Source organism: Spartobacteria bacterium UBA695 (genome assembly GCA_002298145.1).
Classification (GTDB): Bacteria; Verrucomicrobiota; Verrucomicrobiia; order Chthoniobacterales; family Chthoniobacteraceae; genus UBA695.
In genome coordinates this window covers 237,537-263,122 of record DBMP01000013.1, presented here as the reverse complement: position 1 = coordinate 263,122, position 25,586 = coordinate 237,537, and the positions used below count along the sequence as shown (strand labels likewise).

Annotated in this window: 14 protein-coding genes; 5 read left to right on the top strand and 9 right to left on the bottom strand. The window is 57.6% G+C overall.

Translation table 11 applies throughout. The features are described from left to right. The first annotated feature begins 13 nt into the window (after positions 1 to 13). Positions 14 to 1,048: a Gfo/Idh/MocA family protein gene (locus tag B2828_RS07370; protein ID WP_479633064.1), complete on the top strand. Its 1,035-nt coding sequence runs from the start codon at positions 14 to 16 to the stop codon at positions 1,046 to 1,048. Between the two features lie 152 nt (positions 1,049 to 1,200). On the opposite strand, the gene B2828_RS07365 is transcribed toward B2828_RS07370, so the two are convergent. After that, positions 1,201 to 3,468 (bottom strand): glycosyl hydrolase family 28-related protein, encoded by a 2,268-nt coding sequence (locus tag B2828_RS07365; RefSeq protein ID WP_479633063.1) that lies wholly within the window; start codon positions 3,466 to 3,468, stop codon positions 1,201 to 1,203. Positions 3,469 to 3,588: 120 nt separating this feature from the next. Next, positions 3,589 to 7,596, bottom strand: a complete 4,008-nt coding sequence (locus tag B2828_RS07360) for a type 1 glutamine amidotransferase family protein (RefSeq protein ID WP_479633062.1) — start codon at positions 7,594 to 7,596, stop codon at positions 3,589 to 3,591. A gap of 338 nt (positions 7,597 to 7,934) precedes the next feature. Here B2828_RS07360 and B2828_RS07355 point away from each other — a divergent pair, with 338 nt between their 5' ends. After that, the gene (locus B2828_RS07355) at positions 7,935 to 9,347 is read left to right on the top strand and encodes an MFS transporter (protein ID WP_479633061.1); all 1,413 of its coding nucleotides are present in this window, start codon (positions 7,935 to 7,937) and stop codon (positions 9,345 to 9,347) included. Between the two features lie 29 nt (positions 9,348 to 9,376). Here B2828_RS07355 and B2828_RS07350 read toward each other — a convergent pair whose 3' ends face one another. From B2828_RS07350 to B2828_RS07340, 3 genes are read right to left on the bottom strand one after another with little or no spacing between them, the layout of a single operon-like run. Further along, positions 9,377 to 10,519, bottom strand: a complete 1,143-nt coding sequence (locus tag B2828_RS07350) for a hypothetical protein (protein ID WP_479633060.1) — start codon at positions 10,517 to 10,519, stop codon at positions 9,377 to 9,379. A 5-nt stretch (positions 10,520 to 10,524) separates the two neighbouring features. Beyond that, entirely contained in the window at positions 10,525 to 11,739 is a 1,215-nt protein-coding gene (locus B2828_RS07345; protein WP_479633059.1) for a hypothetical protein, read from the bottom strand. Between the two features lie 25 nt (positions 11,740 to 11,764). Then, positions 11,765 to 13,921 carry an alpha-amylase family protein gene (locus B2828_RS07340; protein ID WP_479633058.1) on the bottom strand — a complete coding sequence of 719 codons (2,157 nt, stop codon included), beginning with the start codon at positions 13,919 to 13,921 and terminating at the stop codon, positions 11,765 to 11,767. Positions 13,922 to 14,024: 103 nt separating this feature from the next. Here B2828_RS07340 and B2828_RS07335 point away from each other — a divergent pair, with 103 nt between their 5' ends. Beyond that, a complete protein-coding gene (locus B2828_RS07335; protein ID WP_479633057.1) occupies positions 14,025 to 14,879 on the top strand; it encodes a helix-turn-helix transcriptional regulator in 855 nt (284 codons plus the stop codon). 221 nt (positions 14,880 to 15,100) lie between these two features. Here B2828_RS07335 and B2828_RS07330 read toward each other — a convergent pair whose 3' ends face one another. The 4 genes from B2828_RS07330 to fabF all read right to left on the bottom strand — a co-directional run bounded on the left by B2828_RS07330 (position 15,101) and on the right by fabF (position 20,361). Next, entirely contained in the window at positions 15,101 to 17,623 is a 2,523-nt protein-coding gene (locus B2828_RS07330; protein ID WP_479633055.1) for a M16 family metallopeptidase, read from the bottom strand. A gap of 36 nt (positions 17,624 to 17,659) precedes the next feature. Next, positions 17,660 to 18,082: a Minf_1886 family protein gene (locus B2828_RS07325; protein WP_479633054.1), complete on the bottom strand. Its 423-nt coding sequence runs from the start codon at positions 18,080 to 18,082 to the stop codon at positions 17,660 to 17,662. 256 nt (positions 18,083 to 18,338) lie between these two features. After that, positions 18,339 to 19,094, bottom strand: a complete 756-nt coding sequence (locus tag B2828_RS07320) for a C40 family peptidase (RefSeq protein WP_479633053.1) — start codon at positions 19,092 to 19,094, stop codon at positions 18,339 to 18,341. Between the two features lie 13 nt (positions 19,095 to 19,107). Beyond that, positions 19,108 to 20,361 carry a beta-ketoacyl-ACP synthase II gene (gene fabF / locus B2828_RS07315; RefSeq protein WP_479633052.1) on the bottom strand — a complete coding sequence of 418 codons (1,254 nt, stop codon included), beginning with the start codon at positions 20,359 to 20,361 and terminating at the stop codon, positions 19,108 to 19,110. A 193-nt stretch (positions 20,362 to 20,554) separates the two neighbouring features. Here fabF and B2828_RS07310 point away from each other — a divergent pair, with 193 nt between their 5' ends. Both B2828_RS07310 and B2828_RS07305 read left to right on the top strand, forming a co-directional pair. Further along, on the top strand, positions 20,555 to 23,029 hold the full coding sequence (locus B2828_RS07310) for a hypothetical protein (RefSeq protein WP_479633051.1): 2,475 nt from the start codon (positions 20,555 to 20,557) through the stop codon (positions 23,027 to 23,029). A gap of 85 nt (positions 23,030 to 23,114) precedes the next feature. Beyond that, the gene (locus B2828_RS07305; RefSeq protein ID WP_479633050.1) at positions 23,115 to 25,586 is read left to right on the top strand and encodes an MMPL family transporter; all 2,472 of its coding nucleotides are present in this window, start codon (positions 23,115 to 23,117) and stop codon (positions 25,584 to 25,586) included.

Below are 25,586 nucleotides of genomic sequence, written 5' to 3'. Positions count from 1 at the left end.
CTGATTTATGCCTATGTCTATTAAAAAAATACCGATCGGAATTGTTGGCCTTAATTATGGCCGATGGATTATAGAGGCGTTACTTGATGCCAAGGGAGCCGGGCAGTTTTTTGAAATTGCCGCCGTTTGTGATTTGGATCCCTCCCGTGCACAGGAAATGTCGAAAAAGGCTGATGCGCCAATCGCTACGCTGGACGAGTTGCTTGCCAATCCCGCCATCCCTGCGCTTGGCCTTTTCACCGGCCCAGCCGGTCGCGCACAGCTTATTCGCAAGATCATGGCTGCGGGGAAGGACATCATGACGACCAAACCCTTTGAGCTGGACGCATGCGAGGCGACGAAAGTCTTTGAAGAAGCAAAGGCTCAGGGACGTGTGTTGCATCTCAATTCCCCCGCACCGCTTCTGCCACCGGATTTGGCGCAGATTCAGCAATGGCGGGATCAATATTCACTCGGACGAGCTATTGGTTGCCGGGCCGAGACGTATTCGCCTTATCAAGAACAAGCCGATGGAAGTTGGTACGACGATCCGGAACGCTGCCCCGTCGCTCCAGTTTTTCGTATCGGAATTTACCTCATCAATGATTTGGTGCACTTGTTTGGGAAACCTGAAGCCGTTCAGGTTCTCTCCTCGCGCATTCGCACCGGCAGGCCCACGGCGGATAATGCCCAAGTGGGCATTCTGTTTTCCAACGGGACACTTGCCAATGTTTTCGCGTCACTATGCATCGACGACGGGCAGCGATGGTCGGATTCGATGACGCTAAATTTCGAGCATGGCACCATCTACCGAAACGTGGGGCCGTTGGTGTTTGGAGGAGGTCCGGAGGGAACGACCACGCTTCGGTTGCTAACGAGGCGGGATAATCATCCCTATTCCGAGCAGGTGCGTTTCGAAAATCGGAGCGGTCACTATCAATGGGAGGCGTTCTATCGGGCAATCCATGGAGAGAAGCTTGAACCTCCAGTTGGTGAATTGGCGACTGCATTGCGGGTGATTGCCGCCATCGCAAGGGCTGAAAAATCAGGCACAAGAGAGGACCTGTAGTCGGAACACCTGCAACTCTTGAGGGACACGCAGAAACCCGCATCCCTTCGATGGATTCAGCATTTCTTTAGCGCTCCTTAAAATATAAAAGCCCGGCGGTTATTGGCCGCCGGGTTTTCTATTCTCTTGATCAATCCCTTTTGCGTAATGCTTTACTTGGCAAGAGGGCTACCATTAGCGATCTCTGGATAATTGAGCTGAATATCCAGGGCTCCCAACCGACGTAGCTCATCCAGCATGCTGGCAGCCGTCGCTGGGGAAAAGCTGTCTTTGAGTTCCGTGTCCCCATTCGCCTTGCCTTTTTGTTGGTTGGCGATCAGGGATACTTTCGTATTCTCGTCGTGGCGGATTTCAGGCGCGGTGTTATAGAACATGGTCGAGACGAGAAGTAGCTCAAGAGGCCTCGTTCCCTTTTGGGAGAAGACGGTCGGGTTGGGCGTTCCATAAAACTGGTTGTGCCCGAGCAGGATCATTCCGCCATAGTTGTCGATGGTAATGGGGCCTTCTTTGGTGCCCAGCTTGCTCCCCTGGATTACAATGCGCCCTTCCGGGTCTCCGTCATTGCCTTGAAATACAAACCCGTCGTCGGCTTGTTCTATATAAAAATCACTTATAGTGATGCTTTGATTATCTCGGACGTAGAGCACATGCTTGTTAATGGTTCCTAGCCGTACTTGGAAACCGAGAAACCCATCGCGCCGTTTGTCTTTGCCTTCGACAGTGACCGCACCCTCGTAGGACGAGTCAGCCAAAACCGTTGCCCGAGCTGAATCTGTGAACCGGATGTTGCCTTGAAGACTGCGGAGATGCACCGTGGATTGAGGTGACAAACCGGTGAACCGAAGCCCTCCTTCATCAGGCTTCTTGTAGTACTTGCCATAGACAGCAACGTTGTCATAAGTCATGTACGTTGCTTTTGGAGAACCGATCTGGTGAATGTCGATTTTGTTCTTCTGTTCACCAGTATCGTGCCCTCCGACACTGATATCTTGCAACGTGATGTGGTCCGGGTCGGTGATCTCCATCATGGTTGCGTCCGGGGAACCTTTCCACTTCAGCTGCGTCCACAACCCGCTGCCTGCCACAATGTAGTTTCCTCCGGTCACCTTGAGGGTGTCGCTCAATAGATACGCTCCGGAGGGCAGATAGGCCATGGCGCCTTCCCCAAGCTGGCGCGCTGCGTCGATGGCTTGCTGAACGGATTTGGTGTCATCCGTAACGCCATCGCCTTTGGCGCCAAAGTCGACCTTTGCATCAAAGATCTTTTGGGGGACTTTTTGCATCTCTTTCAGGAAATGCTGGGATGCGGATGTGATAACGCCCTTCCTTTGTCCCGCAGGCAATGCCACGATGTGTGTGGAGTTGTTGGCCTGCAGCAATTCGGGTGCTCCTTTAATGGTATTATTAGATAGGATTAACCGTTGATCGCCATTTGCAAGCTTGATGGGCGCACTGCTCTGAACGGGATTTGAAAAGGAGCAATCGAGGATGGTCACTGGCCCCCCCCTCAACTGCACTGCGCCGTCACTGGATTTCCACCCCGCGACATGGCAATCCTGAATGGTAAGCGCCGCCACCGCACTGGCAAGGTCGATGAAGCGGTTGGAATTGGTGGATGTACAGCGGCGAACGGAACTGGAGTGTTCGCTGGCAAGGGAAAGGTCCGATTCGGTGCTCTCTTCAAAATGGCAATTCCGTGCAAAGGTGTTGCCGTGGATATCCTGGATGCCTATCGCACAGCGACGGAATTCACATCCATCAAATGTATTATCGTAGTCATTGAATTCTACGAAAGCCACACCTCTTCGACTGTTTTCAAACAAGCAGTTGGTGTATTGGATTTCCGCTGATTCCATGCGCTTCTCCGTAGATGGAATGCTTTTGTCCCGATAACCGATTCGGATTCCCGCGTCCGTAAAATTCCGAAAAGCCTCGTGATGGTGCTGCAATTCTGTCTCAAACGTCTTTGATGCATGATCAATCCCGACCGCTGCCACATTGTTGCCATCCCAGGTGATTCCCATATAGCGTGACGACACAGCGCCGCCATGCGCCCAGAACATCCGGGATTCCGGCTCTCCATCCCAGCGGATGATTGTGGAACGACCATGGCCGATGATGGCCATCCCGTGAGGACGCTTTTGGTCGAAATCGAGCGTCTTTGTAATGCGGTAGGTGCCTGGCGGAAGGTAAAGCGTCGAGCCAGATCCAATGCGATTGAGGCCGGCCTGCAAGGCAGCGGTGTCATCCGCGACGCCGTCTCCAACTGCGGCGGGAGTCACATCGGTTTTGACATTGATCCAATCGGAACGCTGGGTCCATTGCAGATCCGGGATCATGGGTGCCGCATACAGCGGCGCCGGAAGCCCTACGACGATCGCCAGGGCGGAAAAAAGCGAGATGATAAGGGTTCGTTTCATAAAGGTAATCAATAGAATCTTTAGGCGGTTTTCCGGTATGTGTTGCTTGGTTGCTCCCTCACCGCCATACGCGCTGAGAGAGTGTTGAGGAATTGGAGGCGATGACGTTCGCTGGCCTGATTAGGGCAACCAGACGAGACTCATCTGGGGAACTGTGCCTTGATAAGGAACATTCCATTTTGGCTCGGATTTTTCGGGAACCCAGCGCAAGACGTTGTTGCCCTCGCGATGAACCAAGTGGCTGATATCAATTTCATGCATCCATTTGGGCGCGGCAACGTAATGATTATTGATAAACAGGCTGCCGAGGAGAACCGGTGATTTGAGGTACAGCTTTCGTCCTGGCCACTGAGCGGGCAATACAAAGCTCGTTTCCAAATACATGCAGTCCACTTTTTGGCCTATATTTGCCGGAGTCAGTACATTTAAGTCGGATGCCTGGGTCCATTCTGTGAGGGCTGTGGTCTGCGCCGGTGGTGCCGTCATTTGCAAAAAGAAACTGCCCGTGACACCTGCGGGACGGGCTTTGGACTGATTCTGGTCCGTCGGGCGGCCATCGACTTCGAGGCCAATGACCAGGACCTGGTTCTTGGTTTGTTCTGGCGTGAGTTCGATGACAAAGGAATTGTCTGCTTCGAGTTTCAGCGGTTGCTTAATCGCTGCCAGTTGACCATTAATCCAAAGATAGCCCTTTGGGCCAATTCCCCACGAGACATTTTCCGCGTTGAAATGCAAGGCAACCGTCTGCCCGGCCCAGTTCGCCGGAAGGATCACTTTTTTACGAAACTGAGCGATCGTTTCCTCCTCCAGGCCCATCGCGGCAAAGGAACCGAGCTTCACCGGCTTCCATTCCGAAGAGAGTTGGGTATCGGGATTAGCCCACGATGTGTCGCGTTTACCCGTTGCGCATAACCAGTTGTCAATGAGCGGAAAAACATCCTTGGCTGGCTCGACGGTAACGTGGCGCTGATCTTCCTTATCGATTTTGGCCAGCTTTCCCCATTGGCGGGTTTGGACTTTAATCCAGTCTAGGGGCGCATTTTCGATATCCGTGCGAGGTGAAGCGTAAACGCGGCATTGCATCGCTTCCATTTCCACCTTGGGAATGGTTATGCCTCCATCCTCCTGCCGCACGGGATGCTCGGGGTGTTGCAGGGCCGAGATTTCCCAAAGACGGGTGATCGGGGCGACACGCCGAAGCTTGACGTCCGTAGAGGCTGGCGCGGCTTTTGAGTTCATTTGGGCCACCGAATAGACGTCGTACAATCCATTTTTGCTGCGCCATTGTTCAGCCCACAATTCACCCGCATTCGTTTCGCGTGGAACGCCCAGCGTGGTCAGGAGTTCATCCAGGTACGGCACCGTGCCCGCTTCATCGAAGCGGCCTCCTTCATCTTTGGCATGACGCCAGAATGTCGAGCCGAGAGTGATGACCTTTCCTTTCCCGATTGTCCTGCACGCAATGGCAATATTGTGAGGCGCTTCCTCAGACTTCCATTCGGCGACGACCTGGATTTCCGGGGTCAATGCCTCCATGGCAATCGGGGTGCCCGTCCGGTCCTGCTTTTTCCAGTCGAGAGAGACTCCCATTCCATCCACTTCCCGACCCCGTAGAGCAGGCCAAACGTTTTGCTGCGTGTTAAACCGGATTGTCTTTCCCGCACTCTCCGGAACAGGCCCCGTGACCTTCAGGCCCGTGAGTCGGGAAATGGGCCACGCATAGGCTTTTTCTGGCGTATGCATTCCGGTGTTGTGAAAAGCGATAAAGATCCCGCCTTGGCGCACGTAGTTTTCCAGGGCGGTCACTTCCTCGTCGGCAAGAACCGTGGTGGCACAATCGATGAGAATTTTGTACTGATTGATGTGGCCATTTTTCACGTCGCCAAGCTCTGCATAAGTAAATGGCCTGCCTGAGCTTGGGAGCGCTCCACGACCGAGATCCCATTGAAAGATATCGCTCATCCCCAGTCGCAGTTCGCGCCCCGAGCGTAAGATCCCAATGGACGGCGGCAGATAATCCAGCTTGCCAATACAACGGAGGAGCTCCCTGTTTTGCGCGATCCATGGCCCCTTTTTGGGATCGTTGCTATATCTTGCGATATGGCCAACGTTATCAACCATATCCACACCGGTCATTAAATACCGAGTCATACAAGCCTGCAGGCTGGATGCATGGTCGGGCACGCTGCCTTGCTCGGCGCTATTGGGAAGGCCGCGGGTGCGGGCATAACGCGAATAGTTGAACGGCGCAAACCAGGAACCGGCGCTTCCCGTATCGTGCGGATAGGCTCCATACCGGGCGCACAGGTCCATCACCAGATCCATGTAATTGTGCGGGGCCATGATTTTCATCGGACGATTGGGATCGCCGGACCGGATAGCGATCATCCGGTTTTCCAACTCGCGCATAACCAACCATTCTTCGAATTTTATGGAATCGTAATAGCGGCGATTGACAATCTCCGATGCGCCGGGATAGCTCCATTTGCCTCTGGCTCCGATGAAGACGTAAGACGCGATGGGGGCTCCCTTGGTATTTACAGCAATCAGGTTTTCCCCAGGCTGGATGGCCTCGTCAGCATCGAAGCAAAGATCCCAATCTGGAACTGCGGGATTAATGAGCGTGAGCAGCTTGAGTTGCTTCCCGTTGATCCATATTTCGGGTATCGGGGCGTTTGGCGTGCATGCCATATGCAGGAATTTTGGACCGGTGCTGTTTGCGCTCGTTGTGAATTTCCGACGCAACCAATAGTCACAGGAGTCCTCTTTGCGACTGCTCCCGTAGAACATGATCCCCAGATCTTGGCTATCCACCGGCTTCCATCGTTCGGATGGCGTTCCGTCATCAAACCATCTCTCGGTGACGGCTTGTTTCTGGCGGTCCGCACGGCCTTCCCAGGTGCCTTTTAGGTCCGTAACAGACGGATCCCATCCGGCCAATTCTTTGAGAGAGGGAATCTGCAAATCCGCCCACGAAGAATAGGCGGCGGCGTCACCCTGATACCGAAGGCCCGCGCCTTTGAGGTCGAGCTTCAGGATGTTGCGAACGTATTGCCGCCATAATTCTTGAATCTCCGGCGTACCAGCCACCGCAGCAAGACCCAGGATGTCGAAAGGTCCTGAGGGCATCTCCTGCATGACATGGTGGCCCATCAAATAGGATTCAGATTTAAACTGTTCGCTTACTCTTCGACGAAAATCCAAGGTATAGGCATCCGTCGCAGCGGTGGGTTGGAATGAGGAAGACATGGCCGACCTCTCATAATAAAACGGAAAAGCGGCGATGTGCCCTTCCGCTGAAGTCAGGTGCGGCAATGGCGCATAGTTCCAAAGGCTTTCGGAGCGAATCGGCTCAGCCATTGCCGCCATCATTTTGTAGGGAATGCGGTATTTGCGCGCCATGGCAGCATACCAATCCATCACCGATGTATCCACGACGCCAGGAGCGATCAGCCGCCGCTCCGAATTGCCGATCGGGGTGCAAAATCCAAATTGCTGGTTGGCGCACCATTCGAAGTCACTGGGGTAATCCGTGGGCCGCATGCCGAATCCGGAGAACCAGAATGTGAGCGATGAGTTATCAAAACAGTCCAGCCATTTGGGATAGCTGTCCCGCTCTACCGGATGCCAAGCAGCGGCCTGCGCACGTTTGCAGAGCCCGGTCAGGTCTTCTTTGCTGTGGGCAAAAAGAATATGAAATTTTTGACCTTCGACCCCAAGCACCCACCAGCCCGTTCCCTCCAAGGAAAGGACGGTAGCCGGGCTAGGCTGATCTCTGACCTGCTTTATCTCTCCGAACCCAAGGGTGTCCGCCAGATACTTCGACGCACAGGTCATCGCCTTCCGCGCATCTCTTGCCTCCATGGTGACCCATGCGGACCGGTTCCGTTCATGACCATAGAAGCGTGGGGTGATCTTTAGGAGGCCGATCTCGCGCAATTCCACGATTTGCATCGGTTCCTCTGCCGTGGGCGGATTGGAGATTCCGGGAATAACTGTAGCGAGCAGCAGAGCGGCCACAATGAGCCACCGAAAGCTATGCATCGTCTTCGTCCGCATGATCTTCATGCCTGTATCCACGGCACACGTCAAAGATATGGTGAAGACGGGGCTGCTTGCAACGTCCATCGGAGTGGAGCAGTTGGTTTTCCTTGAGGTTTTCCACCATCGCGGTTGACGAAAATGCCACAGGGGATCTGCGACACGTTTCGACGTTCCGTTGAGATCGAGGGGAAATGTTCGAAGCGTAAACATGAACAGATTGATGGACGAAATGACGGGAGAAACGGGGGATATTCAGCGCGCCGGTTGGGTCTGTAGTGCAAGCAGTTGAGTGCCTCAAGTTGCCAGCCGGATCAGCTTTTTGTTTCTTTAACACCACTAGGGGAATAATGACAAGAAATAACTTGTGCAATGCGTCAATAAATCCAAAGATCCCTCCATCGATTGAGTTCTCTCCCTCTCGTATGAGCCAAGCTCCAGAAATAAAAAATGCCCGTCCATCTTCGGCTAGCACTGTTTCCACAGCGGCCGAGCCCGATTCGCCCTCGGCGATTAAGGCAGACGATTCACTTAAGGTCGGCACGTTACAGTACACCAAAGCGGGCCTCTTCATGCTGTTCTTTTGGCTCTTCTGGAACGATGCCTGTTTTATGCTAATGGAGCAGGTTGCTCCGAATCTGACGCCATTGATCCTCAAATCCTGCGGAGCCAGCAATAAAGAAATTGCCCTCTATCTTTCGACTTTAGTGGGGATTGGAACCATATGGATCAATCCCGTAATCAGCACCTATTCGGATCGCTTTCGCCACCCCCTCGGGCGTCGGCGGCCCTTTCTGCTGGTTGCCACCCCGTTTTGCGCTCTTTTTTTAGCAGGCATTCCCTTCATGCCCGATTTTTTTCACTATCTGGCAAAGATACCTATTCTAACGGCCTTTGCAGGAGCGGGGCATGTGAATGGGGTGATCCTGTTTGTCGGACTTTGCTATTTTGTGTACGCCGTTTTCAATAGCGTTCTCCAAGCGCTCTTCTCCTATTATTTTTGGGATGTGGTTCCCGTCGCGATGCTGGGCCGCTTCACTGCGTTGACCAAAGTGGTCTCAACGGTGGTGAACTTTGTGTGGAACTACTATTTCTTCGGGCTTGCGGAGACCCACATGAAGTCTATTTTCGTGGGCTGCGCGCTCTGCTTTGCTACGGTGTACCTAGTGACTCTCTGGAAAGTTAAGGAAGGCAGTTATCCCGCTCCCCAGCCTCGCAAAAAAGGCAACATCTTTGCTCCTATTCGACTCTACTTTATCGAGTGTTTCAGTAGCTCCTATTTTCTCTGGTTTTTCGGAGCCAATGCTTTGTTTCAAATTGGGAATTTGAGCAATATGTACCAGATCTTTTACTTTCAACACGATTTGGGGCTTAGCTTGGACACCGTCGGCAAAATGAGGTCGTGGCCCGCACTGCTCGTGGTTCCTCTCGCGTATCCCCTGGGAAAACTGATCGACTATCTAAACCCGATCCGAATGATCGCGCCGGTCCTGCTGATCTGGGGTATTTCCAACATCGTTTCGTTTTTTTTTCTAAAAGACCAACTCTCGCTGCTGTTGTGCATCGCTTTTACAACACTCATCAGTTTCCCTTTCGGAATCTGCCTTTCTGCGATAACCGTCGAAGTTTTTCCGCGCGAAAAGTTAGGGCAGTTTTGCTCGGCCAATCAAATCACCTCCAGCGTGACCTGTTTCTTTTTTTCCATGGCCGTTGGAACTTTTTTCGATTTGATCAAGAACTACCGATACGTGTTCCTGTGGTCCGCAGTATTCGAGATCATTGCCGCTCTGTTTTTCCTCAAGATCTATTTTCATTGGCGGAAACAAGAGCGGCACTGAAACGCGAGCCGACTCATCTCATAATGACACTAGTGAGCCCCGTTGAAGAGGACCGTGATATCGACAGGAACCGAAATGCGGTGATTGTCGGTCGAAACCAATGAGACATGATTCTTGCAGGGAACGATGCTGCGAACTTTCCGAAATCCCGCCGGGATTTCGGCCACAGCCATGATGTAGTTGACGGCAAATGGGCAATTCGGGCGCAACGGTACGGACGTTGCAAAGCCCTGTTGGCTGATCGGATTGGAGCGGACCGATTCCGCCGCCCCATAATGGAAATAGGCCGTGACATCTTCCACCCCGAGCACGCGTTCATGTCTGCCATTCCACGGCGTATAATAGCGGCCTCCATTGGACATCCACAATACCGTTGAACGCAGCACCCGGGGATCTTTCAGGGCGAACCAGACGTAGCGTTGTTGTGGAAACGTGACCGCCGTCCATGCGAAATCTGGATGCGCGTCGTGGACAAGCATAACCAGATCGTCAAAGCCTTTGCCGGTGGGCTGGCGGCTGATATCCACGGTGTTTTCGTAGAGGGATGGAACCTGGTCCAATCGCGAAAACACGGCCCCTGGTTTCAATCGGCTGTAGCCGCCCTGCGCCGGATTTTCAAAAGGCGTCGGCAACACTTGAGCATATCGAATGTTACTAGCGCTTACAATGGCGGATTCCGCTTTCACTGGCATTTTAAGCAGGGCGTGGTGGCCCAGCGGAAACCGTCCGCTCATGCCGGAAATGACATCGCGGCAGTAAAGAACGGTCTGGTCGTTGCGAACCTGAATGAACTTATCCACACGGCCCGGTTGAACTTTCGACGAGAGAGACAAATGCAAGGTAGCACGGTTCTCGTCGGTTTGAAGCGACTCGAAGTGCCACGGCCCGTTCGCGGTTTCTCCGTGTGGTGGAAAACTTTTCCCACGATACGGCTTTTCATTTCCCCCGAATGGAAGACAGAAGAAGTCGCCTCGCAGTGACTGAAGCAGCGGAACCCCCGTGGCATCCGGGCATTCTTCAGCCCAGGGAGCCACGGCGTACGGCTCCACCACCTTGTGCGGAAGTTGAAACCGCACAGGGGCCATGTGCCCACCTTGCCGGGTAACAAAGACCTCGACGCGATTGCTCGTGACTTTCCAGGAATTCTGTCCCAGGCAAACGGTGGGCTCCATTGTAGTTAGGCCTCGACGTTCAGTTCGGGATTCTCGGGACCAAAGTGTTTCAACATGACCAAGGGATCGGTGGGCGACGGATTGGTAATGACGACCCCCTCCCTCGCCGCTTTCTCGCTAACGAAAAATTCATCCGATGTCAGTTGGCCATATCGAATCAGCGTTGGGGTATCGACCTGCCACGCACCCAGCGAACCATGCCCCTGGACAAGGATGATCCCGTAGGCGGCCTGGTCTGTGATGGTCACCGTCTGACCGGGAAGCACGGTGAGTTCCTTGGCGCTAATAGCGTGAGAACGGTAACAGACCCACTTCTCCACGTAGCCTTTCATCTCCTCTAGCGGCTTGACGAGCCTGGGAAGCATGAAGTGGTGGGCAGCAAAATCGGGATCGACGTTGGCCTCCCAGTCAATAACTTCAACAAGATAATCAAAGTCGCCTTTGCGTTCCGGAGGCGTATCCTTCCAGAGCAGTTCTTCCTGAATCAGTTGATTCCCCACGAGCGACTGGTACATCGCATAGACATCCGAATTACGCTGCGGCTCGTAAGTGCAAAGGCTGCCAGGAGCATGGAGAATACCGGGAGGCACATCCCAGCCGGTTCCAGGTTCCAGCCGGTAAGCTTTGGAAAGATTCGTGAGCTTGTTGTCGCCCTTAGTGAAGTTGACCAGAGCCTCCCGCACCTGTGCTTTGGTGGTTCCCGGCTCCAGCCCGAAAAATGTATACGGAAAATCGCCGCCATGATTGTTCATCTGAGGCGAAAAATAGTACGCCTCAGGTTTACCATGCTGGCCGACGAGTTTGGCGTGTTGATCCCGATGATGCACATGGTGAGGCAACGCCCCCATGTTATCGTAGAACTTCGAGAACATGGGCCAGGAGTGGTGCTCATTCCAGATTCTTTCGCCTACAAGAGCCCCTTTCAGCTCCTCAACCGCGTCTCGAAGCAGAATTGTTTTGGTCCGGCCCTGGTCTTCAAACACGATGAAACTCATGCCCTCATTCGGCGCCGTGAGCGGGCCGTTATCCGCAGGGGTAGTGGAGGAGAGCCAGCGTTCATCAATGCCGCCGCGGGCGCTGCCGAGAGCATAATAGTCATCGGGATGCAGCTTGATGCGACGTCCCGGAACGCAATAAAAACGAGGAACCCATGTCGGGGCAAGGTGCACAATGCCTTTGCCTTGTTCCAATGCTAGTTCTGCAAGTGTTTTGGTATTCATAGGGAGGATAGTTGTTTGGAGTGATCTAAAGAGTGGCGTATTCCAGTTCGTATTGGCTGAAGATGCGAAAATCGTGAAAGGCGAACTCAACCGTTCCGGTGTGGTTCACTTGCCACTGAACGGGCGTCCCTTCCGGCAACATGCGCACCGCCACGGGGCGGCGTCCGCCGGTTAAGCGAATTCGGATTTTTCCATCGCTGGGCAGCACCTCCTCCCGGTCGTTGAGCGAGACAAGGCTAATGTTGATGCGATTTTCCAAAGACTTCTCAAAGACAGTGATCTCGACAAAGCGAGCCGCATCGGCCTCCACCTGTTGAGTGCCGTCCAGAAGGCGGCGCACCAGATGGCCGAAGAGAACCCTGTTGATTTCATGAGTCTCGGCCTCGATAGCTCCAGCGGCATAGCAGGCGTACCCTTCCCCGTAGCGGTTCCAGGTAATGCCAGGCATCGTGCCGGTCGGCCCGGGAGGCGTGCTGTGAATGCTCGCAAAAGATGGATTGAATACCGTGCCTTCGTGTTTGGGATACCATGGCAAGGTCATGGTGGCCAGCGGCTTGGCAGAATTTGCCCGAATGGAAAGATAGCCTCCTTCGTGCGAAAGATGTTCCTGGGGGTTGGCTAGTGCAGCCAAACAAGGATCGCAGGGGGAAATAAAGGCGAGATCGTAATGCATAGCCGCCTGTTTGGAAACGCCAAGAACGTCAGCCAACCCAAAGTCGGGCCGCTCGATTCCCGTGATATCCACAAGGCTGGAATAGCCGCTGGCATAGATAGCGCCACCTTGGAGGACATACTCACGTAGCGCCGCGATCTCCTCGTCTGTCATCACGAGAACATTAGGTAAGATGATCACCTTGTAATCGCTCAAGCGATCAAGATTTCGCTTTGTTACTACCGCATAGGGAATGTGAGCCTCTTGCAATGATTGAGCCGCTCCCTTCACTGCATCCAAGTGGGGAACGGAAAAGAGGGCCGCCATATTATCGGCCTGCCGCGTATAGACACTCACATCATGCCCGTTTTCGCGAAAGTCGAACCGCGACTCAGAACTCATGTAAATAGCCACGTCGGCCACCAGATCGCCGCCGAGCGTCTTTTCATACCGGGCCATCCTGGAGAAAATATCGGCGATGCGCTGGTAGACTCCTTGGTTGAGCGTACCCACGGGATCAATGCCGTCGATAAACATAAAGGCGCTGGCGTGTGCCGGAGCCAGGGACGCCTGCGTTTCGAGCCGCACGACGCTTTTCATGGTCACGTGATCACGCAAATCCATGCAGCGCGAGGTGTGGAACTCAAATGGTTTGCGAACGCTAATGCTTTCGAAGAGTTTGCAAACAAGGCTTTGCTGAATAGCCGGCCCGTAAAAGTCGCCGCTTGTATAGTCGCAATGATCCGTCAGCGAAAACGGCATTCCGAAACGCCAGTCATGCAATACGGGGCTCATCTGATGCGTCACCGTCATCGAAGGGCGCGTGCGGCGCACCGCGTCTGTTAGAAGCGCCGCCATTTCACTCATCCAGCGCTCGCGGGCATGCTGGAACGCCATCCACGTGGGGTTATTCCAATCAATCGTCGTGGGGAGATCCTTGCCTTCCTCTTCTTTGAATCGCTTACGGCAATGAGGGCAGTAGCAAATGTACGGCCAGAAAAGCATATCGAAGAAAATGCCGTCAAACGGGTATTCGCGGCAGATTTCCTCCGTTTGGGCCACGGCGAAATTACGGTAAGGTGAATTGGGGCAACAAACCCCGTAACGGCTCGCATCATAAATCGTCTCGCCGCCCTTGGGCTGAATGCGCCAGTCTGGATTTTCCAAAAAAAGCGCGTTGTTATATATGGCGCTATAATAAGCCACCACCGCAACGCCATTTTGATGGCAATGATTTAGCACCTCCCCGACAAAGCCCCCTTTTCTGAGCGCGGCATGAATCGGCCCTACCTTTGACGGATACAGCGCGAGGCCCACGTGCGAATTGCAATAGAGCATCGTACTAGTGATCTTTCCGCTCTGGATCGTCCGCGCATAGTCATCGGAATTAAGCTGGCTCAAAAAGCGTTCATCCCAGTCCGGAATGTGCATGTCGACCAGCAGACGGCGAAAGCATCGCTGATACCAAGAATTAATAGGGAGAGCTGCCATTGTGGTATGAAAATGAGAATGGGAGAGTGTTGTGATCATAAAATCCCTCCTTCAAAATGAACCCGCAATAGGACAAAAATGCTTTTAATGTAACAAAACTGATCAGTGACAAAGAGACCTCCGGTGTGGTAAGTCATAGCTAATGCCAACGTTGAAATGGCTTGAACGCATCTCCCCGAGGCTCAACACACTATGGCGAGGCGAATGGCGAACCGGGTTTGTGGAACCCGCCCGCTACCTCTACGACCACGAACTCGTTTGGGTGTCCAAGGGGACGTGTCGAGTGCAGTTTGAAGAATGCACAGAAGACCTCAGCGAAGGAATGTTCATCATCATTCCGCCGGCAAAACTCCATGTGAGCATGCCGATCAGCCGTAAAGTTTTCCGCTCGTGCATCCATTTCGATTGGGTCACGGAAAAGACCATGCCCGCTCATCCGTTTTGTTCCTATCACCCCAAACGGCCGAAACTAAACTTAATTGTCCCCACACCAAAGTATGTTCCTCAATCCTGCTTTAAAGGACGGGTTCCAATGGACGGTGCCACTCCGGCCATGCTGGAGACACTCTTCTTGCAATGGCAGACTGGTGACGATTTTCAGCAGGCAAGATGCCGAGGAATATTCCTGGAACTGTTAATCCACCTGCTTTGGAAAAAAACTCAAAAAACAAAGACCGGCGACCACGGCGCCCAGTGGGCCTATGCAGCCAAAGACTTATTGGATCGCCAAACTGAAAATACCGGGAGCATTCAGCAATTACTGACGAGTTTGGGAGGCAGCTACTCACACATTTGCCGACTCTTTCACCAGCATTTTAATCTGACTCCGGGAGAATACCTTACTGCCCGAAAATTAGAACGAGCCAAAGAACTGCTTCGCGATCCGCGGCTATCCATTGCCGAAGTGGCCTACAAAGCGGGATTTCTCGATGCGGGCTATTTTGCCAGAAAATTCCGGCAACAGAACGGAATCAGTCCCAAACAGTTTCGCCAATAGATGCTTGTAAGGTGCGATTTTTGACAAAGGCGGACCAAAGTGCTCCCTGTTGCCGCAAAGATGGTGAACAATGTAGTAGCCCAGCAAGAATCTCGGTCCGCTCCCCCATTCTTGATGATCGTTCAATGATCTTGTTGCCTTCGCAAGCCAATACGGGGGCTCGGCCAATGCGGCGTTTTGGGATAAGGCAAATAGCGTCCCCCTCCCCCGTCCGCCCTATCTCACGGACGGACGACGGCCAGGACGTAGTTCGGCGTCCCAAAGAGGCTCTGCGCCAGCTCGCGCACGTCCTCCAAGCTCACGGCTTCGATCCGCTCGGCCAGGTGGGTGAATTCGTCAAAGCCTAGGCCGTAGAGTTCGTCGAGCGCGCATTCGTGCGCCAGGGAGTCGTTGCTCTGGCTACGCAGCGCTTCCTGGCCGAGCAGTTTGGCTTTGGCCCGGGATAGTTCTTCCGCGCTCAAGCCGTCGGTGGCCAGGGAGCGGATTTCGTCCAGGAACTCGGTTTTGACCAGCTCGACTTTCGCGGGATCGGTGCCGAGGTAAAAGACAAACGGGCCGGGAACGAGTCCCGTGGCCTGGCTTGCCCCGACAAAGTAGGCGAGGCCGAGCTTCTCGCGAATCCGGTTGAAAAACCGCGAGCCCAAGTCGCTGCACGCTTCCTCGATCAGTTCTAGGGCATGGCGGCGCGGGTCAAACAAGTCCAGCCCACGGAACCCGGCCATGACGATGGCTTGTTCTTTCGGTTTGAACTCCTCGACGGCTTGCACGCCGGACAGCGCGGGCGGTTGCAGCGGGGCTTTCAGGGCCAGTTCCCCTTCCGGGAGCCCGGCGAAATAGCGTTCTGCCAGCGCGAGGACTTCCCCGGCTTTGACGGCGCCGAAGACGGCCAGGACGCCGTTGCGCGCGACGGCGTATTGGCGGTGAAAGGCAAGCAGTTGGCTGCGCTCCAGGGAGGCGACGGTTTCGGGCGATCCGCCGGAGCGCATTCCGTAGGGGTGGCCCGGGTAGAGGGTGCGCCGCATCAGATTGCGGGCTACGACGGTCGGCTCTTCGTCCTCGGCCTTGAGCGAGGCGGCCTGGGCTTCTTTTTCCCGGGCGATTTCCTTCTCGGGGAAGGTGGGATGGAGCAGGACGTCGGCCAGCAGACCGAGCCCGGCTTCCAGGTCGGGCTGCATGATTTTGACGGAGACGCAGAAGGAGTTGTTCCCGGCCTCCGCGCCGATGCCGCCGCCAAGGGACTCGATCTCCTCGGCGATTTCGTCGGCCGAACGGGTTTCGGTGCCTTTCGGCAGGACGTGGGAATAAAGGCGCGAGATGCCGTTGCGCTCGGGCGTTTCGGCCAGGAGACCCGCTTTGAAGCAGGCGACGGCGGAGACGATCGGCAGCCGTGGGTCTTCGCGAACGAGCAGGCGCAAGCCGTTGGAGAGCTCGAATTTCTGCACGGTCGGGACGGGCGCCGGGGCGGCTTGCCGAGCCTCTTTTCGGAGCGCGGCGGGGGGCTCCAGGGAGGTAAGGGTAAGGTTGGCTTCGGTAAAATAGGTCCGCGCCACGCGCACGAGGTCGTTCGGGGTAACGCGCTGGATGGCGGCAAGGTAGTCGCGGGTGAAGTCGCAGCTGCGGGTGAGTTGCCAGTTCGAGCCGAGGTCGGCGGCGCGGCCGCGCGTGGTAACGAGGTTGTTGATCTGCCCGGAGAGGGCCTGGCGGGCGGCCTTGGCCAGTTCGCCCGATCCGGCGCCGTCTTCTTTGAAGCGTTCGATGACAGCCAGGATCTCCTGGATCGCGGCGTCGCGGCGGTCGGGGTCCATCATGGCCTCGACGCCGAAGAGCCCCGGCTGGCCGGGCGTGTAGCACCAGGCTTGGAGGCCGTGGACGAGGCTCAGCTCCTCGCGCACGCGGCGGTGGAGGCGGCTGGAGCGGCCGTCGCCCAGGATGAGGGAAAGGAGGTCGAGCGCGGGAACGTCGGGGTGGGTCAGTTCGGGGATGTGCCAGGCGATTTCGAGCCGCGAGAGCTCCGTGGGGAACTCGGCGTGTTCTTCGCGGCGACCCAGCTGCGGCGGCTCCTGCGGGATGTAGACGGGCGGCAACGGCTGGCGCGGATAGGCCTCGAAAAGCGCCGCGAGCTGGTCGCGAACGGTCTGGGCATCGACATCGCCGGTGATGACGAAGAAAAGGTTATTGGGGACGTAGCGGGCTTTGTAATACCGCAGCACATCTTCGCGCGTGAGCCGGTTGTAGATGTCGAGGTGGCCAATGACCGGGTGCCGGTAGGGGTGGCGGCGGTAGGCGGTGGCGAAGAGGTTCTTGGAGCTGACGCGGTCGGGGTCGTCCTGGCTCATGGCGAATTCGCGCCGGATCACTTCCTGCTCTTTGACGTACTCGGCCTCGGGCAGGGTGGAGTTCATCATCGCATCGGCGAGGATGTCGATGGCGGTGGGGACGCCCCGGCTCGGGATGTCGATCCAGTAGACGGTGCGGTCGAAGGAGGTGTAGGCGTTGATGTAGCCGCCAGCGTTCTGCACGCTCTGGGCGATCTCGCCGGGGCCGCGCGTGGCGGTTCCCTTAAAGAGCATGTGCTCCAGGATGTGGGAGAGGCCCGCGCCGAGCCATTCGCCCTCATGGATGGAGCCGGTTTCGCACCAAGCCTGGACGCTGGCGACGGGGGTCGAGTGATCTTCTTCGACCAGGATGACCAGCCCGTTGGGGAGGGTCCATTGGCGAACGGTGGAAACGGGAAACTCTAGCATGCGGGGGGGGAGGTGGAGCGGGACGCGGTCCCCGGGTCAGGATTGCTGAACGGTTTCCTTGGGCGGTGTGGTCCGGTTTTCCGGCAAGAAGGGGACGACGAAGGCCTCGCGGAAGTCGTACCCGTTGCGGAAGTCGTCGATGGTGTCGCTGTCGGTTTTGCCGAAAATGCCGACGCGGATCAGGTTGAAGACCATTTCGCCAAAATCGTCGCAGCGGTGGATACCCCAGGCCTCGAAGACGGTCAGTACCATGGGGCCGTATTCCTTAAGCGCGTGCTGCCGGATGCCTTCCAGGAGTTCCTGCCCGGTGACGTGGCGGGAAAGCTCGGTTTTCTGCTTTTTGCGGGATTTCATCGTGAAATCGAGGGCATCCTGCAAAAAGAGATAAGCTTCCTTGTCATAGCGCGGATCAGCCGCGATGGCCTGCTCAAGCGCTTCTATAAAACCAGTTTTCTGCATAAATTTGGACCGCCGCCGGATGCTCCGCCCGCCGCCGGTGGCGATAAAGCCATACCATGCTCCCGACCATGGTCAAAAGCAACAGGAAGGCCACCAGCTTTTTCTCGCTCGGCGTTAGGATCATCAGATCGGCAAAAACGGGGATTCTAGAGGGGGAAAACAGCGGCGTCAATGACGGCGCGGGGGCGGTTCTGGGAAAGAATTCATCAGGAACTCAGGAAAAACACAGAGCTTCTTTTTCTGCGTTGCTGATTTTTTACCGGCGCGGCAGCTCCAGGCAGCGCCAGCGGAGTACGGTTACGGGGGTCTGAAACCAGGCGCTTTTGTCCTTCCCCATCCGTAGCCGGACGACTTTCCATTTGCTCGGCTCGGGGTCGGCCTCCATCCAAACGTGGCCGCCCACGTAGGCCATTACATGGGCTCCGTCGCGCGTGACGGCGAAATCCCCCATGTGGAGGTTTTTGTCCTTGAGGGCGTCGAGCGTCGGGGCTTCGCAAACTTTGCGGATGGTCTTGACGTTGCCGCTCGCCATCTCGCTGGCGGAGAGATCTCGCCACCAGAGGGCCACGGAGAGCCGGAGGAGGTGCGGGTTGAGCGTCGCGAGCCCCTGCCAGGCCAGGCCTTCGACGGCTCCCCGGCGAATGAGCCCGGAGCAGTCCACGCCGAGCCAATTCTCGCCGCCCCAGACGTAGCGCACTCCTTCGTACCGGGCCACCGAGCGGGCGACTTCCTCGCGAAGCTCGAAGCGGTTGTAATCCTCGCGCCCCGGGAGAAAGAAAAACGCAGCGCAGAGCGCACCCACGGCCAACACGCTCCAGCGCAGCCAGCGAACGCGCCACCAGAGGGCGAGCGTCCCGGCGTAGAGCAGGCCGATCAAGGCGACGCTCCCGGCGCGGGTCACGGAAAGGCTGACGGGGACGAGGATGGCCGCCGCCAGCCAGAACCAACCGGCCACCCATAGGAGAATGGCCGTTCTACGGGTGAACCAGGCAGCCCGTGTGGCGCGTTTCAAGGCGCGGGAGGGGTTAGCCCTCGAAGGTCTTGGCGACCAGCGTGGCGTTGTGCCCGCCGAAGCCGAAGGAGTTGTTCACAGCCACGCGCACTTTGTGCTCGCGGGCGACCTTCGGGACGTAGTCGAGATCGCACTCGGGGTCGGCCTCGTCGAGGTTGATGGTCGGCGGCACGATGCCCTGAGTGAGAGCCAGGATGCAGGCGGCCATTTCCACGGAACCGGCGGCGCCCAGAAGGTGGCCGGTCATGGATTTGGTGGAGGAGACCATGAGGCCGTTCTTGGCGTGGTTGCCAAAGACGGCTTTGATCGCCTTGGTTTCGCAAATATCGCCCATGCCCGTGGAGGTGCCGTGCGCGTTGACGTAGTCGACTTCCTCGGGGGTGATGCCGCTCTTTTCGAGGGCCATGCGCATACACCGGGCCGCGCCCTCGCCTTCGGGGAGCGGAGAGGTCATGTGGTAGGCGTCGGCGCTCAGGCCGTAACCGGCGAGTTCGCAGTAAATGCGGGCGCCGCGCTTCTTGGCGTGTTCGAGCTCCTCGATGACGAGGATGCCTGAGCCTTCGCCCATGACGAAGCCGTCGCGGTCTTTGTCGAACGGACGGGAGGCGCGCTGGGGCTCGTCGTTACGGGTGGAGAGGGCTTTCATGGCAGAGAAGCCCGCCATCCCGATCGGGACGACCGTGGCTTCCGCACCGCCGCAAACGAAAATATCGGCTTCCCCGTGCTGGATCATGCGCCAGGCTTCGCCCACGGCGTGGCAGGCAGTGGCACAGGCCGAGGTGGTGGAGAAGTTGGGGCCCGCGAGGCCGAATTCCATGGAGACCAGGCCGCTGGCCATGTTGCTGATCATCATGGGGATCATGAAGGGGCTAATCCGCTTCGGGCCCTTGTTCATCAAGATGGTGTGCTGGTCGCAGAGAGTCTGGAGGCCGCCGATACCGCTACCGACGATGGTGCCGAAGCGGGTGAGATCCACTTTGCCAAGGTCGATGCCGCTGTCAGCAATCGCCATCTTGGCCGCGGCCATGGCGAACTGGGAGAAGCGGTCGGTGCGGCGCGCGTCCTTCGGGTTGTTGAAGAACGGCGTGGCATTGAAGTCCTTCACTTCGCCCGCGATTTTGGTATCGAAGTCAGTTGTGTCGAACGCGCTGATAAGGTCGATGCCGCTGCGTCCGTTCTTCAGGGAATCCCAGAAGGACGCGAGATCTTTGCCAATCGGGGTAAGAACTCCGATTCCGGTAATGACGACTTTGCGATCAGTGGACATAAAAAGGTCCGTTATCCTTGACGGGGTTTGGCCAAGATGCAACCGGAAAATTTCATCCCCTCTGGAAGCCCTTGAGGCAATTCAAGGGGCGCCCCCGGGGAAAATCCTAGCAAAATTCCTTTAAAAACAGGCATCCGGCTCCTAGGATCAGGCCAATTGGAACGCTTGTTTAACACCAACAACGGATTTTTTCATGGATTTATTGATTCCCCGCGCCGCCCTGGCCTTTTTTGCCGCCGCGATGCTCGCCGCCTGCGACCGCACCCCCGCTCCCCAATCGCCCCAGGCTGAACCCACCCCGCAAACGCGGCCCGAACCCACCTCGACGGCCCAAAATGAACCGGCATGGATCGTCCAGTCGATCCTCCATGACATCGCTGAAATGGCCGTTTTCGCCAAGGCCCACACCCCCCTGGCGGCCAACGCCCTGGAGCTGCAAAGCCTCCCGGCGGACGCGGGTGGGTATCACTACGTGGCACGCGTGCATCTCCCGGGCATCGCGGAGGCAGCCAGCGTGCCGGTGGATATTACGGGGTCCATCTGGGACCCGGTAGCCTATCAACCCGCCGCCCGAGCGCTGCTGGATCAGCTGGGCCTGGCCGGGAACGCTGACGGGATCACAGTTCACGAAAGCGCGGTACGCACCCTCGTGGCACCGCTGCCCTCCAACATCCAGCGGGAAAACCAGCGCGTTTCGGCCATGCTGAGCGCCCACCCGCTTTCTCCGGAAGCCCACGAACAGGCGGCGCTCGTCGTGGGGGTGCTGGGGCTGCGGGAAAACTCCGGCGCATTATGGAACCCCGAGGGCTTCTGCAACCGCACCACGGCCCATCTCGCCCTGGCCCGGGCGCTGCGCGGAGCCGAGGCGCTCTCCGAGGCCGGGGAAATCGCCCAGTTGCTCACCAGCCTGGAAGCAGATACCAAAGTGGATAGCGAGGAGCGCATCGCCCGGCTGCGCGAGCGCAATAACCCGGAGCTCGCCCCGTGGATCAACGCCGCGCTGATGCGCAACCGGAGGGATTGGCGGGTGCTGGAAAAGCGGGGCAGTGCAAGCTTGCTAGAGCGTATCGAGTATTTCCGCGCCAAGTGCGAGGCCGTCTCCCCGGATATCGCCGGAGAGGAGCTTTGGAAAACTTCCCCCGAGCAGGTCTCGGACTGGTGTAACATCCTGCTCCAGTTTGACTTCAGCGTCAGCTCCGGCCACCGGTACACCGCCCCGTCCCTCAAACTGCTGCTGACCGAGACGGAAGCGGTTTTCCCGGAGAGCAAGACGATGCAGCTCAACGCCGATAACCTCGCCAAAGTGCTCAACAAAGACCCCGGCGGCCCGGTGCAGAAGGATGAAAAAGGGGAATGGAAGCTTGTCCCCATCGATGACGGCGCGTGGGCCCAGTTCTTCCAGCGCCACCTCGTCCACACCGCCGCACGGACCGACTTTTTCCTGCGCGAATCCAAGATGCAGCCGGACGAGGCGGTAAAGTACGAGGTTTCCATAAGCCATCTTTTCTCAAGGCTGACCCTTTCCCCCTTGTTGCATGTTTTTTGGAGCACGAAGCACCACCCCGACCGAACGGGCGATGCCCAGGCCAAGTTACTCATTCACCAGCACCCGGAGTGGATTGCCGAAACGCTGTGGGCCAAGATTCCCGGGGCGCTCGCCGCCCAAGCGGAATGGTTTTCCCCCGGGCTGCCCCTGGGAACGGCCTACCGCTTCAGCGTTCGCCGCGAAATTGTGCCAGCCTTACAGCGCCTCGATACCAGCGATTTAAAGAGAATTTACGAAATTGCCCCGTGGCAATTTCCCGTAGCGCAAGCCTATCTGAAAGCGCTCTATGGCAAAACAGCAACACCAGAGCAGGCCCGCTCCATTCTGGGGCCGTTCCTGGATTTCCATCTCCGCGCGATGGAGATGTACACCCATTATTGTAAAGAGAATGTGCCGGAATGCGCGGGCATCTTTGAGCGCATGGCCCAGTTCGATCCGGATCAATACCTCACCCTGTCGGAGTATTACCGCCTCCACGCTATGGAGAAAAAGGCCGTGGAAGCTTTCCAGGCCGGGATCGACCACAAAGCCAACATCGTCTGGATCTCCGCGGAGAGCGGCTGGCTGGTGGATTACTATTTCGAACACGGCCAGAAGGAGCGCGCGCTCCAGGTTGCCAAGCTCGCCACCGAGGTCCCCTCCTATCGCGGTCTGAGCACGATGGGCAAGCTCCAGGAGCGGATGGGCAACCCCAGCGAGGCCGAACCGTATTTCCAGAGGATTGACGAATGCTACGAAGACAAGCTGCCGCTGCTGTCGTTTTACATGCGGCATGCGGACAGCAACCCGGGTTACGCAGCCAAGTTCAAAACAAACCTCGCCTCCATTTTCCCGGATGGCATCGAATCCGTCGGTTTGGAAAACTTCACCTCCGCGCCCCAAAAAGGCGTGCTCATCACCGAGGAGAACCCGCGCCTGCTTCAATGCGGACTGGAGCAGGGGGACATCATCGTCGCTCTCGATGGCAGGCGCGTGCAGACGCTTCCGCAGTACAAATTCGTCAATACGCTATCCGATTCCCCAAAAATGAAGCTGATCGTTTTCCGCAAGGGATCCTATACACTGGTCAAAAGCAAGGTTTCCGACCGGGAATTCGGCACGGATTTCCGCAACTGGCCCTGAGCTTTCGCTTGAGAATTCCCCTGGAACCTCCATTCCCCCGTGACAACCGGCCCGTTTTGAGGCTCACTGTTGGGCTCCTATTTTCATGAGCCCGGAGAGCCGTTTTACCCGATGTTTCGTAGAGCGCCCGCGCCTGACCCTCGCGGCGGTCACCGTTTTTGTACTGGTCTGCACCGCCATCATCGTCCTGCGGGGGCGGGCCGATTCCGATGTGTTGAACCTGCTGCCGCAGCGGTTCGATTCCGTCAAAGCCCTCAAGGTCTACGACCGCGAATTCAGCCAGGCCCGAGAGATCACCTTCGGCCTCTATGATGAAAAGGGGGAGGCCGACCTGGACGGCTTCGCGGAGTACTTCGGCGATGCCCTGCGCAAGGAGCCCTGGGTGCTGCGCGTGCTCGACCGCTCGCCGATGGACCTCCCCGGGGCCTCGCGCGAAATCCAGACCCTGGCCGTGCCGCTCCTCTTCGACCAGGAAGCGCCCGCCTTTGCCGAAACACTCAAGGCCCTTTCGCCCGAGGCCATCACGCGCCGCTTCGCCCTCAAGCGGGCGGAGATCGAAGCCGGTTCGCCCAAGGCCGAGTTGGAGCTGAACTTGGACCCGCTTGGGGTCGTGGCCCCGGCGCTCAAGCCCTTCTCCGCCTCGCTCGATAACTCCCGCCCGCTGGCCTCGGCCGACGGCACGCTGCGGGTCGTCGTCGCCATGACCCGCCAGGGGAGCCTGGATGCCGAGAGCTGCCGGACGCTGATGGACCAGGTGGAGGCCTTTAACCAAAAAGCGCGCGCGGCGTGGACCGGCGGCGCGGCTCCGCAAATCCTCGTCACCGGGCGCACGGCCTACGTCGGCGAGCTTTACACGGGGATGAAGTACGATGTGTTTGCCACGATCCTCGGCTCCGTGGCGCTGGTTTCGGGGGTGTTTTACGCCGGGTTCCGCCGGGTGCGCCCCCTGGGGGCCATCCTGCTGGTGCTCCTGCTTTGCTGCCTCGGAGCGGTGGCCGCCGGGGTGCTGATTTTCACCAAGCTCAACGTCGTGACGATGGGCCTTTGCTCGATCCTGATCGGCCTGGGGGTCGATTTCGGGATGCTCCTCTATGGCACCTACCAGGCCAACCGCCGCTGCGGCCTGGATCACGTGGAGTCCTCGCTCGACTCTTCCGGAAAGATCGGGCGCGGCATCCTCTACGGGGCCTCGACCACCGCCGCCGCGTTTCTCTCGCTGCTGTTGAGCGAATCGATGGGCTTCGCACAGCTCGGGGTGCTGATCGGCATCGGCATCCTGATCGCGGCGGTATTCATGATCGGGTTTTTCTTCGTGTTCGTGGGCCGAGAGCACCAGCCCGGGGGCGAGGATTTCCTCCTCACCGCCACGCAGGGCTATATCAACCGCCTTTTCACCTCGGCCCGGACGGTGACGCTTTCCGCGCTGGCCTTCCTGGTGGCGCTGAGCGTTTTCGCCGCGCTCCCGGTAAAGCCCATCCGCTTCGACGCCAACCCGCAATCCCTGGAGCCCCCGGGCAGCCGGGCGGGTCTTGCGCTGCGCACCATCAAAGAGAAGCTCACCCAGGGCAAGGCCGAGCCCGTGCTGGCCATCGTGCGGGGACGCGACGCCGCCGATTTCCACAACCAATGGGCCGCCGCGCAAAGCCACTGGCAGACCGCCAAGGATCAGGGGCTCATCGCCGGGTTCTCCACGCCAGCCGCGTTTGCGTTTTCCCCCGCGCGCTTGGCGGATAACTACGCCCAGCTCGCCGCCTTCGACCCGGCTCCCAGCCGTGCAGCGCTGCAAAAGGCGCTGGAGGAGAACGGCTTCGACCTGGAAGCCCTCCAGGGAGCCTCGGCCTTGCTCGAAGCCTTTGCGAAAATCCGCTCAGGCGACGGCTCGCCGCTCGACTGGCGCGCCACGCTCCCGGAATCGAGCCCCTGGCGCTTCGTGCTCGACCGCTTCCTGGGCCAGACGCCGACCGTCGGCGCGGCCTACATCACGCCGAATAAAACCATCGGCAACGCCGCCGAGCAGCAAGCCATCCACGCCGTGCTCGACACGCCCGAAGCCCGCCCGTGGCTCACCGGGTGGAGCTACGTCATGGGCGACCTCGTGCCGTGGGCGAAGACCAAGCTCGTCGTCCTGAGCGTGGCCATGGTGGCCTTCAATGTCGTCCTGCTCGTCTTCATGTACCGCCGCCTGGCCCCGCTGGCAGTCCTCATGGTCAGCCTCGGCCTGAGCATGGGGGCCATGATCGCCGGAATGAAGCTCGCCGGGCTTTCCCTGAACCTCTTCAACGTGCTCGCCTTCCCGCTGGTGCTCGGGGTGGGGGTCGATTACGGGATCTACGTCGTGGTGGCCGTGCGCCAGAAAGCCCGCCATGCGCTGGCCGCCATCATCAAGCCGGTGCTCTTGAGCGGCCTGACCACCATCGCCGGGTTCGGCTCGCTGGCCTGGGCGAACCATCCCGCTCTCTCCAGCCTGGGGCTCGTCTGCGCCCTGGGGGTGGCCTGTTCCCTTTTTTCCACCCTTTTCTTTGTTCTTCCCGCCTACCTCTGGAAAGGCTACCGATAG